Below are 15,128 nucleotides of genomic sequence, written 5' to 3' on the forward strand. Positions count from 1 at the left end.
ACGGTATCCTCAGTGCGTGTAGGGGCGGTGGAGCGGAATATCGGGGTTCAGCGCGACGCCGAAGCCCGGTTTGTCGAGCGCGCTGGCCTTGATCCGGCCATTGATCGGCACCGGTTCGCCGAGCAGTTGCGGTGCGAACATCGGCACGATTTCGGTAGGGCCGTGGTGCATCATCAGGAACTCCGCGAACGGCGAGTTGTGGCGCGTGATGACGAAGTGATAGCTGTAGACCGACGAGCCGTGCGGCACGACCATCTTGCCGCGCGCATCGGCCATCGCGCTGATCTTGAGCAGTTCGGTGATCCCGCCGCACCAGCCGACATCGGGCTGGATGATGTCGCAGCACTCCATCTCCATCAGCATGCGGAAGCCCCAGCGGGTCGCCTCATGCTCGCCGGTCGTCACCAGCATGCCCTTGGGGACGTTGCGCTTGAGTTCGGCATAGCCCCAGTAGTCGTCGGGGCTGATCGCCTCCTCGATCCATTTCAGGCCGTGCTCGTGACAGGCGATGGCGAGGCGCGTGGCGTAATCGACGTCGAGCGCCATCCAGCAATCGTACATCAGCCAGAAGTCGGGTCCGCATTTCGCGCGCATGTCGGCGAGCAGTTCGACGTTCTTCCTAAGGCCCTCCAGCCCCTCGGCAGGTCCGTGATGCAGCGGCAGCTTGCCACCGATGAACCCCAGCTCCTTGGCGATATCGGGTCGCGCGCCGGTCGCATAGAATTGCAGTTCGTCGCGGACCGGGCCGCCGAGCAACTGGTGGACGGGCTCGTCGCGCAGCTTGCCGATCAGGTCCCACAGCGCGAGATCGACCCCGGAAATGGCGTTGATGACCAGCCCCTTGCGGCCGTAATATTGCGTCGAGAAATACATCTGGTCCCAGATCTTCTCGGTCTCGGCGGGGTTTCGGCCTTCGAGGAAGCGCGCGAGATGCTTCTCGACGATGTAGCAGGCGGGCTCGCCACCGGTCGTCACTGCGAAGCCGATCGTGCCGTCCTCCGCCTCGATCTCGACGACCAGCGTGCCGAGCACGTTGATCCCGAAACTCTGCCGCGATTGACGATATTCGGGATAGCGCGCCATCGGCGTGGCGATGTGGTCGTCGATCCAGTGGCCGGCGCCCTGATCGTGATAATCCGCGCCGCCACCACGCACGGTGAAAGCGCGAACATGCTTGATGCGGGACAGACCCATGCGGTTCCTCTCTTTCCTGCTTTCGCGAAAAGGCAGATACGTCGTTCCATCATGCGGTACGAGTTTTCACTCGAATGCTTGCCAGCCGCTGCGCTATCTTCCATATTATGGGAATGGATGTTATTAAATGAGAAATGATCCGTCAAATGCTTCTTCGCAACAGGCGCAACCGGATGCCGCCGCTCGGGCGTCGTCGGGAAGCCAGACCTTGTTGCGCGGCCTCGACGTGATCGAGGCGGTGGTCGATGGTCCCGTGACGCTGGCGGACCTCGCGAGCCGGCTCGGGCTGACGCGATCGACCGCGCACCGGCTGGCGACCGCGCTGATCGAGCGCCGCTACATCACCTTCACGCCGCGTCTTGGATATCTGTCGGGGCCCAAGCTGCTCGAGCTGGGCTTCGCCGCACAACGCCAAACCGATATCGTTCAAGTCGCGCGCCCGCATCTCGAAAGCCTCGCCGCGTCGACCGAGGACACCGTGCACATCGGCGTGCGCGACCGGGACCGCGCGCTCTACCTCGACAAAATCCCGGGGCGGCGCCGGGTCGAGATCAGCAGCCGGGTGGGGGACCGCCAGCCGCTGACCGCGACCGGGCTCGGCAAGGCGCTGTTGCTCGACGACGCGCCGGAAGGCTGGGCGGCAATGGTGGCGGAGGATCGCGGCAGCGGCGCGCGACCGATCGATTTCCCGACATGGCAGGCGCGGATGCAGGGATATGTCGCGGGCGGCCATGCCTATGACCTCGAGGAGAACGAGGATCTGATCCGCTGCGTCGCGGCGCCGGTGCGCGACGCGAGCGGCCGGATCGTCGGCGCCATCAGCGTGTCCAGCGCGGCGCAATATATGGACGACGAGCGGATGGCAGGGCTGACCGACGAGGTGCGTGGAACCGCACAGGCGATCAGCCTCGATCTCGGCTGGTCCGAACCCGAACCCAGATAAGGACAGGACGCGATGGGACTGCTCGACGGCAAGACGCTATTGGTGACGGGGGCATCGGCGGGGATCGGTCGCGCGGTCGCGATCGGCGCGGCGCGACACGGCGCGGACGTCGTGATCAATTTCTCGCGCGACGAGGCAGGGGCCGCGGGGGCGGTGGCCGAGATCGAGGCGCTGAGCCGGCGCGCGATCGCGGTACAGGGCGATGTCGCGGATCCGGCCACCGCCAGGGATTTCATCGCGCGCGCGGTCGATGCGTTCGGAAAGGTCGACGTATTCGTCAACAACGCCGGAATCTGTCCGTTCCACGCGTTCCTGGACATGCCGGTCGAGACGTTCGAGCGGACGATGCGCGTCAATCTGCACGGTGCGTATTTCATGGTCCAGGCGGCGGCGAACCAGATGGTGGCGCAGGGGCAGGGTGGCGCGATCGTCGCGGTGTCGTCGATTTCGGCGCTGGTCGGCGGCGAATACCAGACGCATTACACACCTACCAAGGCCGGGCTGCATTCGCTCATGCAGTCGACCGCGATCGCGCTGGGGCGGTACGGTATTCGCTGTAACTCGGTTCTTCCGGGCACGATCCTGACCGATATCAACAAGGAGGATCTGGCCGACGCCGACAAGCGTGCGCGGATGGCCGCGCGCGTCCCGCTCGGCCGGTTGGGCGAGCCTGACGATCTGGTCGGCCCGGTCGTGTTCCTCGCGTCGGACCTCGCACGCTATGTCACCGGCGCCTCGTTGCTGGTCGACGGCGGCGCGTTCGTGAACCTTCAATAGCGATGGGTCAGGCTGCCTCCACGCTCGATTTTCGCGAACGGGCGCGACGACGCCTGCCGCATTTCCTGTTCGAATATATCGATGGCGGTTCCTACGCGGAGACGACGCTGCGCCGAAACGCTGCGGATCTCGAAAAGGTCATGTTGCGACAGCGGGTGTTGCGCGACATCGGCACGATCGATCCGTCCACGACGCTGTTTGGTCAGCGGATGGCGCTGCCGCTCGCTCTCGCGCCGATCGGGCTGGCGGGGATGAACGCGCGCCGCGGCGAAGTGCAGGCGGCGCGTGCAGCCGCTGCGGCGGGCGTGCCGTTCTGCCTGTCGACCGTATCCGCCTGCCCGATCGACGAAGTCGCGCGCGCCAGCGAACGGCCGTTCTGGTTCCAGCTCTACATGATCCGCGACCGCGGTTTCATGAAGGATCTCATTCAGCAGGCGAAGGCGGCAAGGTGTTCGGCGTTGGTGTTCACCGTCGACATGCCGGTGCCGGGATCGCGCTATCGCGATTATCGATCGGGGCTGGCCGGATCGGCGGGCAGGGCCGGGGCGCTGCGTCGGATGTGGCAGGCGGCGAGGCGACCGCATTGGGCGTGGGACGTCGGCGTCCGGGGTCGTCCGCATCAACTGGGCAACATCGCCCCGCTGCTGGGCGACAGCACGGGGCTGGAGGATTTCTTCGCGTGGATGCGCGGTAATTTCGATCCGACCGTGACGTGGCGCGATCTCGATTTCATCCGTCAGAACTGGGATGGGCCGCTCATCATCAAGGGTATTCTCGACGCGGACGACGCACGCGAGGCCGCCGAACTGGGCGCGGACGGCATCGTCGTCTCCAATCACGGCGGTCGCCAGCTCGACGGCGTGCCATCGACCGCGACGGCGCTGCCGCCGATCGCGGCGGCGGTCGGGGATCGGCTGACCGTGCTGGTCGACGGCGGCGTGCGGACCGGGCTGGATGTGGTGCGGATGCTTGCGCTCGGTGCCAGGGGCGTGATGCTCGGGCGCGCCTGGGCGTTCGCCTTGGCCGCGGACGGCGAAGCCGGCGTCGCACGGATGCTGGCGCTGGTCGAAGCGGAGATGCGGGTCGCTATGGCCCTGACCGGCTGCACCGATCTGACCAAGATCACGCGCGACATCTTGGTTCGCTAATCGCGTCGCACCGATAGCGGCCACCCATCGCCCCCTGTCTACGCTCACGCGATGCCGTGGCGGTATCGAACCGCTCCTCTCCGTCGGCCGAAGCGGAGATGGAATTTCGCCTATTTCCTCGACTCGTCGTACCGGCTTGACTCGGTAAATCTCACAAGATAGATATCAGTCTCAATATACGGGATTAATGGTAAAGCGATGATATCGCTACCATCGGATCGTGATAGAGCGGGCTACCCGCCGGGACAATGGGACGACAACGACACCGGTCGCGCTGCGCCGGGCGTTTTTAGGGGAGGATTGCGATGCATTTGACTATTGCCCGCCGCCGGCTGCTTGGTGGTACCGTTCTCTCGGCGCTCGCCGGAATCATGCTTTCCGCACCCGCGAGCGCCCAGACGGCGCCGCAACCAGGCGCCGGCGACCCTGCCGCCCCGGTGTCCCAGTCCGTGGACGCGGTTCCCGCTGCCGCGGCGGATCTGCCGCAAACAGGCGCGGCGAGCGCGGGCAATGAAGACATCGTCGTGACCGGCTCGCGCATCGCCCGCAACGGCTTCGATGCGTCGACCCCCGTCAGCGTCGTCGGTGCCGAGGACATCAAGCTGTCGGGCAACGTGAACATCGAAAAGACGTTGTCGCAGATTCCGCAGGCGGTCGGCTCGCAGCTCGGCAGCGCCACCTCGAACACCGTTCCGGGCGGCTTTGCCGACGTCAATCTGCGCGGCTTCGGTTCGCAGCGGAACTTGGTTCTGGTCAACGGTCGCCGTTTCGCGATCTACGGGCCAGAACAGGTGGTAGATCTGAACACGATCCCGTCGACGCTCGTGCAGCGTACCGAGATCGTCACCGGCGGTTCGTCCGCGGTCTACGGTTCGGACGCCATCACCGGTGTCGTCAACTTCATCATCCGCGACGATTTCGAAGGCGTCGAAGCGCGCGCGCAGCTCAACATGGATCGCGCGACCGGTACCCCGGTGTACAACGCCGATCTGACGCTGGGCGGCAACTTCGCGGAGAACCGCGGCAACCTCGTGGTATCGGGCAACTACCTCAAGCGCGGCGCGATCACGCGCGGCGATCGCGGCAGCTTCGCGTTCGATTCACTCAATGACGGTTGCGTCGTCCGCGGTACGAGCAGTCCGGACCGCGCCGGTACGCCCTTCACGTCGGTCGGCACGAACGGCTGCGTTGCTGCGGGCGGCGAACTCGGGTTCGTTCGCGGTGGCAGCGGCGACATTCCCAACGGCCGCTTTTCCGGGATACCGGCGGCGGGCGGCTCCAATGCAGCGCTGAACGCCGCTTACGCCGCCGCCGGCCTCGGCGCGCTGGGTTCGCGCGGGTTCACGTTCAACGGTGGCGGCACCGCCGCGCGCCCGGCGCTCACCCCGCAGGACGATTTCAATCTGGGGCCGGACAACTACCTGATCCAGCCGCAGGAACGGTGGATGATCAACAGCTTCGGTCATTACGACTTCAACGATCATATCACCGGCTATACCGAGCTTCACTACAGCAACAACGAGGTGAACGCGCGGCTGGCGCCCACCAACGTCGGCGTGCCGACGCTGTTCAACGTCAACAACCCCTATCTGACGCCTGCATTGCAGGGCGTCCTCCAGCAACTCGATCTCGCCGAGACGGGCACGACCACCGTGACCAGCGGCACGGCGACGCGCACGACGACGCGCGGCGACGGGTTGGCGGTACTGACCGCGGGCCGCCGCTATTCGGAGGTCGGCCCCCGCCTCGCCAGCGAACGACGCAACGTCTTCCGCGGTGCATGGGGCCTGCGCGGCGATCTCGGCAGCGTATCCGACACCGTGCTGACCGACCTGAAGTACGACGTCTATTACACCTACGCGCGCAGCGAGGACACGTTGCTGCTCCAGAACGCGATCTCGCGCAGCCGCCTTCAGGCCAGCCTGTTGTCGGCTGGCGGCGCAGCGCCGGTGTGCAACATCTTCGGCGCCAACGTCTCCGAGGCGTGCGCGTCGGCGATCCGCATCGGCGCGACCAATTCGACGGTCGCCACGCAGCAGGTCGCGCAGGGCAATCTGACCGGCACGTTGTTCAAACTGCCGGCGGGGCCGGTCGGATTCTCCTATGGTTATGAATGGCGCAAGACGAGCGCGCAGTTCACGCCGGATTCGTTCCTGTCGTCGGGTGATGTCGCAGGCTTCAACCCCGGCCTGCCGACGCGCGGTTCGACCACCGTCAAGGAGGTGTTCGGCGAAGTCCGCGTACCGCTGATCCACAACACGCCATTCATCGAAAGCCTCGTCGCCAATGGTGCGTTCCGGTATTCGAAGTACAATCTGTCGGGTGTCGGCGGGCAGTGGACCTATCTCGGCGGCGCCGACTGGCGGGTGAACCGCGATATCGCCTTCCGCGGCCAGTATCAGCGTGCGATCCGTGCGCCGAGCGTCGCCGAACTGTTCGGTGGCACGACGCGCGTCGTCGGGGCCGCGACCGATCCCTGTTCGAACCGCGGCGCGGTGGCGCAGCAGACCGCGGCGGTCCGCGCGATCTGTGCCGCGACCGGCGTTCCCGCCGCGCAGATCTTCACGGGAAGCGTGCAGCCCAACAACATCATTCCAGCCGATTTCGGTGGGAACGCAAACCTGGGCGCGGAGAAATCGGACACCTACACGCTCGGGGTCGTCGTCACGCCCGCCGCGATGCCGCGGCTGTTCCTCAGCGTCGATTACTTCAACGTCGGACTGAAGGGCGCGATCTCGTCGCTCGGCGGCGGCCTGCAGAACACGCTCAACCTGTGTTACAACGTCATCCAGGACGCGAGCAGCGAGTTCTGCCGGGCGATCAGGCGCAACCCGTTCTCGGGTGAGATCAACGATCCGTTCGTGGCGCAGGTGCTCAACGCGAACACCGGCGAACTGAAGACGTCGGGTATCGATTTCGCCGCGCGCTATGCCTTCAACCTTGGCTTTGGCCTGCCGGGCCTGGGGACCAGCAGCCGTGTCGAGATCGGCACCAACTATACCTGGCTCGCACAGTTCGACTCGGTCCCCGTCGCGGCTTTGCCCGCACTCGAAAACAAGTGCGCCGGATCGTTCGGCACCACGTGCGGACAACCGCTGCCGCGGTGGCGCGGTACGTCGCGCGTGACGTGGACGACGGGCGATTTCGGCCTGTCGCTGCGGCATCGCTATATCGGCCCGGTGACCAACGATCGCTACGTCGTGCCGCTGCGACAGGGATCGGCGTCGACGCCGACGCTCGACAGCCTCGTCTATCCGAAGCTCGGGGCGGAGAATTATTTCGACCTGTCCTTCACGGCCGCGCTCCTCAAGAACATCGAGCTGTTCGGCGGCGCGAACAACCTGTTCAACAACAAGCCCCCGATCACGACGCAGGGGCCGAACGCCAACACCTTCTCGTCGACCTACGACGTGCTCGGTACCGAGTTCTTCCTCGGCGCGTCGCTCAAGTTCTAGATGTCCCCTCCTGAGAGGCGCAGGTCTCGTACCTGCGCCTCCTTTTTCTCAGTTTTCCGGGAAGAGCCCTATGTTCGCCACTCCGCTTGATCGTCGCGCGCTGATCGTCGGCAGCGCCGCACTGTCGGCGATGGCCGCCGTGCCGGCCTTCGCGGCGGGGGAGGGGTGGACCAGCGTTCGCCGCTACGGTGCGAAGGGCAATGGCATCGCGATCGACTCCGATGCGATCAACCGTGCGATCGACAGCGTCGCGACCAAAGGCGGGGGTACCGTCTACATCCCGCCCGGCACCTATGCCTGCTACACCATAAGGCTGAAAAGCAGGGTCACGCTCTACATCGAAAACGGCGCGACGTTGCTCGCCGCGGCGCCGACGACGACACGCGGCTACGACCATGCCGAGCCGATCGATCCGGCCATCGCCGGTTTCCAGGACTTCGGTCACAGCCACTGGCGCAACAGCCTGATCTGGGGCGAGGGGCTTCACGATATCGCGATCCTCGGCGGTGGCCTGATCTGGGGCAAGGGCCTCGGACGCGGGGACGGCAAGGACAATTGGCTGTCGGACCCGACCGGTCCCGGCACCGCGAACAAGGCGATCGGCCTCAAGAATTGCCACGGCGTCACGCTGCGTGATTTCCGCATGCTGGAGGGCGGCTGGTTCGCGATCCTCGCGACCGGCGTCGACAATATGACGATCGACAATTTGCTGATCGACACCAACCGCGACGGCATGGACATCGATTGTTGCCGCAACGTCCGCGTCAGAAATTGCACCGTCAACGCGCCGTGGGACGACGCGATCTGCCCGAAGAGCAGCTTCGCGCTCGGCGAGGCGCGGATCACGGAGAACGTGACGATCTCCGGTTGCGTCGTGATGGGTAATTATCAGGTCGGGTCGGTGCTCGACGGCAGCTGGCGCCGGATGCCGCCGGCGTTCGCGCCGAAGATCCACGGCCGTATCAAGTGCGGCACCGAGAGCAATGGCGGGTTCCGCAACATCACGGTCACCAACTGCATTTTCGAGGACAGTCGCGGTCTCGCATTCGAAACGGTCGACGGTGGCGTGATCGAGGATATCGCGGTCTCGAACATGACGATGCGCGGGATCGTCGATGCGCCGATCTTCCTGCGGCTGGGCAAGCGGATGCGCGGTCCTGCGGGGCGCCCGATCGGCAGCCTGAAGCGCGTGATGATCGATAATGTCGTAAGTTCGGGCGCGAACATGCTGCCTTCGGTCATCGCAGGGCTCGCGGACCACCCGATCGAGGACATCGCGATCTCGGACAGCCATTTCCACCATGTCGGCGGCGCGCCCGCCAGCATGGCGACGCGGCGCCCGCCCGAAGCCGAGCTCGGCTACCCCGAAGCAACGATGTTCGGCGACCTTCCCGCGACCGGCTTTTTCGCACGCCATGTGCGCGGACTGTCGATGCGCGGCGTGGCAGTGACCACCGCAGCGCCCGATCCGCGACCCGCGATCCGACTGGACGATGTCGTCGATGCCGATTTCGCCGGCATGCGGCTGCCCGCGGGCGTCGGCTATTCGCTCGACAAGGTGCGCGCCTTCTCCAGCGTCGACGCGCGCGGGCGCAGCGATCGCCGTATCGAGGGGCCGTTCACCGGTACCGTCTAGGCGAACGTCGCCTTTCGTGGCGCGGCCGCAGCGAACGCCGCCGCGATCGCGTCGCGCATCGGCTTGGGCGCGAACGCCGCGTCGTACGGTAGCGGGCGCTTTGGCAGCCCATCCGGGCGTGGCCGCAACTCCTGCAGCCAGCTGTACCGATCGCTCAGGCCCCAGCACATCACCGTCCTGCACTGCGGATAGGACAGCATGAGATCGAGATAGGCGCGGGTATGCGCGGCCACCTGACGATCGCGCGGGCCGACGGCGCTCGGCAGCGGATTGTCGTGAACGTCGAGTTCGGTGACGAGCAGGTCCAGCCCCATTCCCGTCACCTCGTCGAGAAACCGGCGCCACGCCGTTTCGTCCAGGGCGCCGAGCCCCGTCGGCGCCTCGCTGTATTTGCTGCCGAGATGGCTCTGCACGCCGAGTGCGGTGACGGGCGTCCCGCGTTTCACGAGCCCTTCCAGCAGTCGGAGCACCGCGTCGCGGTGTCGGCCGTCGTACGACTGCCAGCTCATGAAGTCGTTGTAGACGAGCTGCGCGCGCGGTGCCGCCGCTCTTGCAGTGTGGAAGGCAAGGTCGATCGTCGCTTCGGCACCGAGATGTTTCGACAATGCCGTCTCGTGCAACAGCCCCGTGTCGGGATCGACAGCCTCGTTCACGACGTCGAAGCTGTCGACCGCGGGGGCATAGCGCCGGACGACGGTATCGATATGAGCGACCAGCAGGCGCGCCGCCTCGGCTTTCGGGTTCGCGCCGTAATCGTGCGTCCGGGTCCATTCCGGCATCCAGCGTTCGAATTGCCAGAGCAACGTATGACCGCGGACCCCGAGGCCAGCCCGCCGTGCCCATGCAACGATCGCATCCGCTGCACGAAAATCGAAGTTGCGGGCATCGGGCCGTAGCGCGACCCATTTCATGGCGTTTTCGGGAACGACCAGGCCGCATTGTGCGGCGTTCAGGGTGCGATACGCCGGGTTCGCAAAATTCGAGCCGCCCATCGTGCTGCCGAAGCGGATACCCTTCGCGCGCGCCAGGGCGGCCAGCGACGGGGTGGACATCGCGTCGAGACGCGCCGAGCCGGAAGTCAGTGCCAAGGCCGCTCCGCCCAGTATCATCGCCCGTCGATCGACTGTCATCGCTGCTCCTGACTGCCGCCGCGCTACGTCGCGACGATCATTGCTATGCTTGCCAGCCTGCTTATCACTCACGCACCCAGGCGTTCAACGCGGCCTTCATCATCCGACCCATCGGGATTATGCGCAACCTGGACGGAGGTTCCGGAGCACGACGGCATTGATGCGCGCTCGTTCAACGATCTAGATCTTCGACGAGCGCGCGCAGGCGTTCGGCGGATGCGGGGGAGGCTGGATTGTAGATGATCATGCCCAGTTCGGGGCGCCCCTCCACGGTGAACGACGAGAACTCCATTTCGAGCAGTCCGGCATCGGGGTGATGGATCCGCTTCACTCCCTCGCCGTGAGATACGACGTCGTTGTCCCGCCAGAATGCTTCGAACTCGGGACTGATCCGGCTCAGTTCGGCAACCAGCCGAGCGGCCTCCGCACTGGTACCGGCACCCGCGCGAGCCACATCCGCACGGAAGGCGCCGACCACGAACCGGCCTATGGCCTCCCAGTCCGCATTTCTTGCACGCACGCGATCGTTGCCGAACATGAGGCGCAGGATATTGCGCCCTTCGCGCGGCAGTTTGGAATAGTCGGTCAGCATCAGCGCGGCCGCCCGGTTCCAGCCGACCACGTCCCACAGCGCCGTCTTGATGATCGCCGGGCTGAGCGGCATGCCGTCGAGCGTCCGTTGCAGGCGCGGACTGATACCGTCGACCGCTCGGTAGCGTGCTTCCGGCGGCCGGCCGAGACCGAGCATGTACAGATGCTCGCGCTCGGGCTCGGTCAGCATCAGCCCCTTCGCGATGCGGTCGAGCACGTCTGCGGATGGCGCCCCGCCGCGGCCCTGTTCCAGCCAGGTATACCAGGTCGGGCTGATGTTCGCCCGGCTCGCCACCTCCTCGCGCCGCAATCCGGGGGTCCGTCGCCGCCCGCCCACGAAGCCGAATGCCACCGGGTCGAGGCGGGTGCGGCGATCGCGAAGATAGGTGCCCAGCGGGTTGGTCGTCTGGCCAGCCATTGATCGATCCTGTTGGTCGTTATACCTCGATAAGGTCACTACTTTAACATGACGCACCGATGCGTGAAATGCCGATCTCAACCAAGGAGATCTTCATGCGCGTATTCTTGACTGGTGCGACGGGTTTCATCGGCTCTCGCATCCTCCCCGAACTTATCGCGGCCGGTCATCAGGTCGTCGGTAATACCCGATCCGACGCCGGTGCACGCCGGCTCGAGGCGGCTGGTGCGGAGGTGCACCGCGGCGACCTCGACGATCCTGCGGGGTTGGCGAGGGGAGCGGAAGGGGCCGATGCTGTCATCCATACCGCTTTCGATCATGACTTCTCGCGCTTCGTGGAAGCCTGCGAGAAGGATGGACGCGTCATCCGCGCGCTCGGGGACGTGCTCGCGGCGTCGAATCGCCCTCTCATCATCACCTCGGGGGTCGCGCTGGGCACGCCGGCGCCGGGTCAGGCCGCACGCGAGGACGTCTTCAACCGCGACGATCCGATCCCTCGCGTCGCGAGCGAACTGGCCGGCGAAGCCGTTGGCGCGCGCGGCGTCTCGGTCGCCGTCGTCCGCCTGCCGCAGGTCCATGATCCGGTGAAGCAGGGTCTGATCTCGCCACTGATCGATCTCGCGCGGGAGAAGCGCGTGTCGCCCTATGTCGACGAGGGGCGCAACCGTTGGTGCGCTGCCGCGGTCGAGGATGTCGCCCGCCTCTATGTCCTCGCGCTCGAGCAGCACGTACCGGGCGCGCGGTGGCATGCGGTGGCCGAGGAGGCGATCCCTATGCGTTCGATCGCCGAGGCGGTGGGCGTAGGGCTGGACGTTCCCGTCGTCTCGATGACGCAGGCGGAAGCCGCAGAGCATTTCGGGTGGATGGCACGGTTCGCCAGCCTCGATATGCCCGCCTCGAGCGCGATCACGCGCGAACGACTCGGCTGGCGACCAGCCGGCCCGACGCTGCTCGATGACCTCGGGCGGATGGACTATTCGGCGGTCTCCCCGGCCTGAACCACTGCCGCCCGGGGCGCGCGGCAGATAAGGTGAGCCAGCGCGAGAGAACCGGCGTCGCCTCGGCGCCGCTCTCTCGCGCCTTCCCCGTCACGCAAATGTCGGCGCAGGCACTCATACGCGTCGACGGCGGCGTCGTGCTCTCGATAAAAGGCCTTTCGCCTAGGGGCTTAGCGGGTAAAAGGCGCACCATTGCTTCAACGATGCGTGAGTGCGCAGCCCTGACTTTCCTGACGACAGAACAGCTCGACGCGGACAATGCGCGTCTGCGTGCACGGGTTGCCGAGCTGGAGACTCGCCAGAACGCGCTTGCCAGCGGCGCGGCGCGACAACGGGCGATCTTCGAAAGCACGACCGACATCGCCATGGTCATCACCGATCCGGCCGGGATCATCACCGACTGGAACCCTGGCGCGGAGCGGGTGATGGGATGGACTGCGGCCGAGATGATCGGTCGCGACGCGGAACGTTTCTTCACGCCTGAAGACCGGGCCAGCGGTCGCATCGATCAGGAAATGAAACTGGCGTTGCAAGACGGGCGTGCCTCGGACGAGCGTTGGCATCTGCGCAAGAGCGGCCAGCGTTTCTGGGCCTCGGGTGAGCTGTTACCGTTGCACGACGGTGGCCACGAGCATCTGGGCTTCGTCAAGATCCTGCGCGACCGCACCGATGCCCATGTCGCGGGCGCGGCGCTGAAGCAGGTCAAGGAGCGCTTCCAGACCGTTCTCGAAACGGTCGATTCCGCGTTCGCGATCATCGAGGTCAAGTTCGATGGCGACGATCGACCGGTCGACTACCGCTTCATCGAAGCCAATCCCGCGTTCGAACGACAGTCGGGCGCCGACCTTCGCGGGAAATGGGTCACCGAACACGCCCCGGACCTAGAGCGGTTCTGGTTCGAGACCTATGGCCGGGTGGCGAAAACGCGCGAACCCGCCAATTTCGAAAGCTATGCGGAAGGGTTCGGTCGCTGGTTCGAGGTGCGCGCGGTCCCGGTGGGCAATCCCGAAGACCTTCAGATCGCGATCCTGTTCAACGATGTCACCGAACGTCGCGAAGCCGAGCAGCGGTTGCGTGCCAGCGAGGCGTTGGCGCGCGAGAACGTCGAGCGTGTGCAGCTCGCATTGGCGGCGGGTGCAATCATCGGCACCTGGCACTGGGACCTGCCCAGCGACCAGTTCGCGATCGACGAGGGGTTTGCCAACGCCTTCGGCATCGATCCGGCCTTGGGTCGAGAAGGCATACCGCTCGCCCAGATCGTCGCGACCGTCCATCCGGACGATCAGGAGGGATTGGCGAACGCGATCAACGACGTGATCGCGCGCGGGGGCTCCTATGCCCATCAATACCGGGTCCGCCGCGTCGATGGGCATTATTACTGGATCGAGGCGAACGGGCGTGTCGATCATGGGCCCGATGGCACCCCGCTCAGGTTTCCGGGGGTCCTGATCGACGTGGAGGCGCGGCGCACCGTCGAGGCCGAGCGTGACACCGCGATCGCGGCGTTGCGGTCCCTCAACGAGCATCTCGAGCAGCGCGTCGCCGATCGCACGGGTGAACTCGTGCGGGCCGAGGATGCGTTGCGCCAGTCGCAGAAGGTCGAGGCGATCGGCCAGCTTACCGGCGGTGTCGCGCATGATTTCAACAACCTGCTGACGGTGATACGCGGATCGGTGGATCTTCTTCGCCGGCCGGGTATCTCGCACGAGCGTCGCGAGCGCTATATCGATGCGATCTCGGATACGGCGGATCGCGCGGCCAAGCTGACCGGGCAATTGCTTGCCTTCGCGCGCCGACAGTCGCTGACCCCCGAGGTCTTCGATGCCGCCGCCAGCGTGCGGACGATCAGCGACATGGTGCGGACCCTGACCGGCTCCCGGATCCAGGTCACGGTGCTGCTGCCAGCCGAACCATGCCATATCGACGCTGATCGCAGCCAGTTCGATACCGCGATCGTCAACATGGCCGTCAACGCCCGCGACGCGATGAAGGGGAGCGGCGAGCTGACGATATCGGTCGGCGAAACTGCCGAGATGCCCGCCATCCGATCGCATCCGGCGGTGTCCGGTGCGTTCGTCACGGTGTGCCTGGCGGACAGCGGCCCCGGTATTCCCGCCGACCGGATCGACCAGATCTTCGAACCCTTCTTCACCACCAAGGGCGTGGGCGAGGGGACCGGGCTGGGATTGAGCCAGGTGTTCGGCTTCACCAAACAGTCGGGCGGGGACATCTTCGTCGAAAGCATCGAAGGCGAGGGGGCGACCTTCACGATGTACCTGCCTCGCGTGGATCAGGTGTCGGGCGGCGTAACGGAGGCTGGCGACACGTCGCTGCTGCTCGGCGAGGGCGCCTGCGTTCTGGTGGTCGAGGACAATGCGGAAGTCGGCATGTTCGCGACGCAGGCTTTGGCGGAGTTGGGATACGACACCGTCCTGGCGATGAACGGCGATCGGGCGCTGGCCGAACTGGCATCCGGCGCAGATCGGTTCGACGTCGTGTTCTCCGATGTCATGATGCCCGGTATGTCCGGTGTGGAACTCGGCCAGGAGATCGCCCGCCTCTATCCGACGCTGCCGGTCATGCTGACCAGCGGCTACAGCGAGGTTCTCGCGCAGAGCGGTACGCATGGGTTCGATCTGCTGCACAAGCCGTATTCCATCGATGCGCTGTCCCGGGCCCTGAGGAAGGTGTCACGACCCAGGTGACGCCGGCAGGAGCCTGTTCGTCGGCGCGAGGCACCGCGCGCGGTGAGTCCGACCTTCGGGCAGGCATACGGAAACATCGGTCCATCCCCGAGTTGGTTCGGCTCGTGCATCATGCTTCGCCCGGAAGGCCTCG

General features: G+C 65.8%; 10 protein-coding genes. 7 read left to right on the top strand and 3 right to left on the bottom strand.

The annotated features are described in order from the left end of the window. Positions 1–9: 9 nt before the first annotated feature. Positions 10–1,194 carry an L-rhamnonate dehydratase gene (rhmD, locus tag IFR23_RS00265; RefSeq protein WP_192974258.1) on the bottom strand — a complete coding sequence of 395 codons (1,185 nt, stop codon included), beginning with the start codon at positions 1,192–1,194 and terminating at the stop codon, positions 10–12. 127 nt (positions 1,195–1,321) lie between these two features. Here rhmD and IFR23_RS00270 point away from each other — a divergent pair, with 127 nt between their 5' ends. The 5 genes from IFR23_RS00270 to IFR23_RS00290 all read left to right on the top strand — a co-directional run bounded on the left by IFR23_RS00270 (position 1,322) and on the right by IFR23_RS00290 (position 9,153). Beyond that, complete coding sequence (locus tag IFR23_RS00270; RefSeq protein WP_107961579.1) at positions 1,322–2,137, top strand: IclR family transcriptional regulator; 816 nt, start codon at positions 1,322–1,324, stop codon at positions 2,135–2,137. A 12-nt stretch (positions 2,138–2,149) separates the two neighbouring features. Further along, positions 2,150–2,914 (top strand): SDR family NAD(P)-dependent oxidoreductase, encoded by a 765-nt coding sequence (locus IFR23_RS00275; RefSeq protein WP_192974259.1) that lies wholly within the window; start codon positions 2,150–2,152, stop codon positions 2,912–2,914. Between the two features lie 2 nt (positions 2,915–2,916). Next, positions 2,917–4,062 carry an FMN-dependent L-lactate dehydrogenase LldD gene (gene lldD, locus IFR23_RS00280; protein ID WP_192974260.1) on the top strand — a complete coding sequence of 382 codons (1,146 nt, stop codon included), beginning with the start codon at positions 2,917–2,919 and terminating at the stop codon, positions 4,060–4,062. Positions 4,063–4,367: 305 nt separating this feature from the next. After that, positions 4,368–7,517 carry a TonB-dependent receptor domain-containing protein gene (locus IFR23_RS00285; RefSeq protein WP_244655371.1) on the top strand — a complete coding sequence of 1,050 codons (3,150 nt, stop codon included), beginning with the start codon at positions 4,368–4,370 and terminating at the stop codon, positions 7,515–7,517. A 70-nt stretch (positions 7,518–7,587) separates the two neighbouring features. Then, entirely contained in the window at positions 7,588–9,153 is a 1,566-nt protein-coding gene (locus IFR23_RS00290; RefSeq protein WP_192974261.1) for a rhamnogalacturonidase, read from the top strand. On the opposite strand, the gene IFR23_RS00295 is transcribed toward IFR23_RS00290, so the two are convergent. Together IFR23_RS00295 and IFR23_RS00300 are read right to left on the bottom strand one after the other, a co-directional pair. Continuing rightward, positions 9,150–10,283, bottom strand: a complete 1,134-nt coding sequence (locus tag IFR23_RS00295; protein ID WP_192974262.1) for an endo-1,4-beta-xylanase — start codon at positions 10,281–10,283, stop codon at positions 9,150–9,152. The two genes, IFR23_RS00290 and IFR23_RS00295, sit on opposite strands and share 4 nt — an antisense overlap. 172 nt (positions 10,284–10,455) lie before the next feature. After that, positions 10,456–11,292, bottom strand: a complete 837-nt coding sequence (locus IFR23_RS00300) for a helix-turn-helix transcriptional regulator (RefSeq protein ID WP_192145434.1) — start codon at positions 11,290–11,292, stop codon at positions 10,456–10,458. 95 nt (positions 11,293–11,387) lie between these two features. Between IFR23_RS00300 and IFR23_RS00305 the strand changes: the two genes are divergently transcribed. Next, on the top strand, positions 11,388–12,290 hold the full coding sequence (locus IFR23_RS00305) for an SDR family oxidoreductase (RefSeq protein ID WP_107962178.1): 903 nt from the start codon (positions 11,388–11,390) through the stop codon (positions 12,288–12,290). Between the two features lie 203 nt (positions 12,291–12,493). Next, positions 12,494–14,995 (top strand): PAS domain-containing hybrid sensor histidine kinase/response regulator, encoded by a 2,502-nt coding sequence (locus IFR23_RS00310; protein ID WP_192974263.1) that lies wholly within the window; start codon positions 12,494–12,496, stop codon positions 14,993–14,995. Positions 14,996–15,128: the final 133 nt, after the last annotated feature.

Origin of the sequence: Sphingomonas sp. CFBP 13603 (assembly GCF_014892665.1) — a bacterium.
GTDB lineage: Bacteria > Pseudomonadota > Alphaproteobacteria > Sphingomonadales > Sphingomonadaceae > Sphingomonas.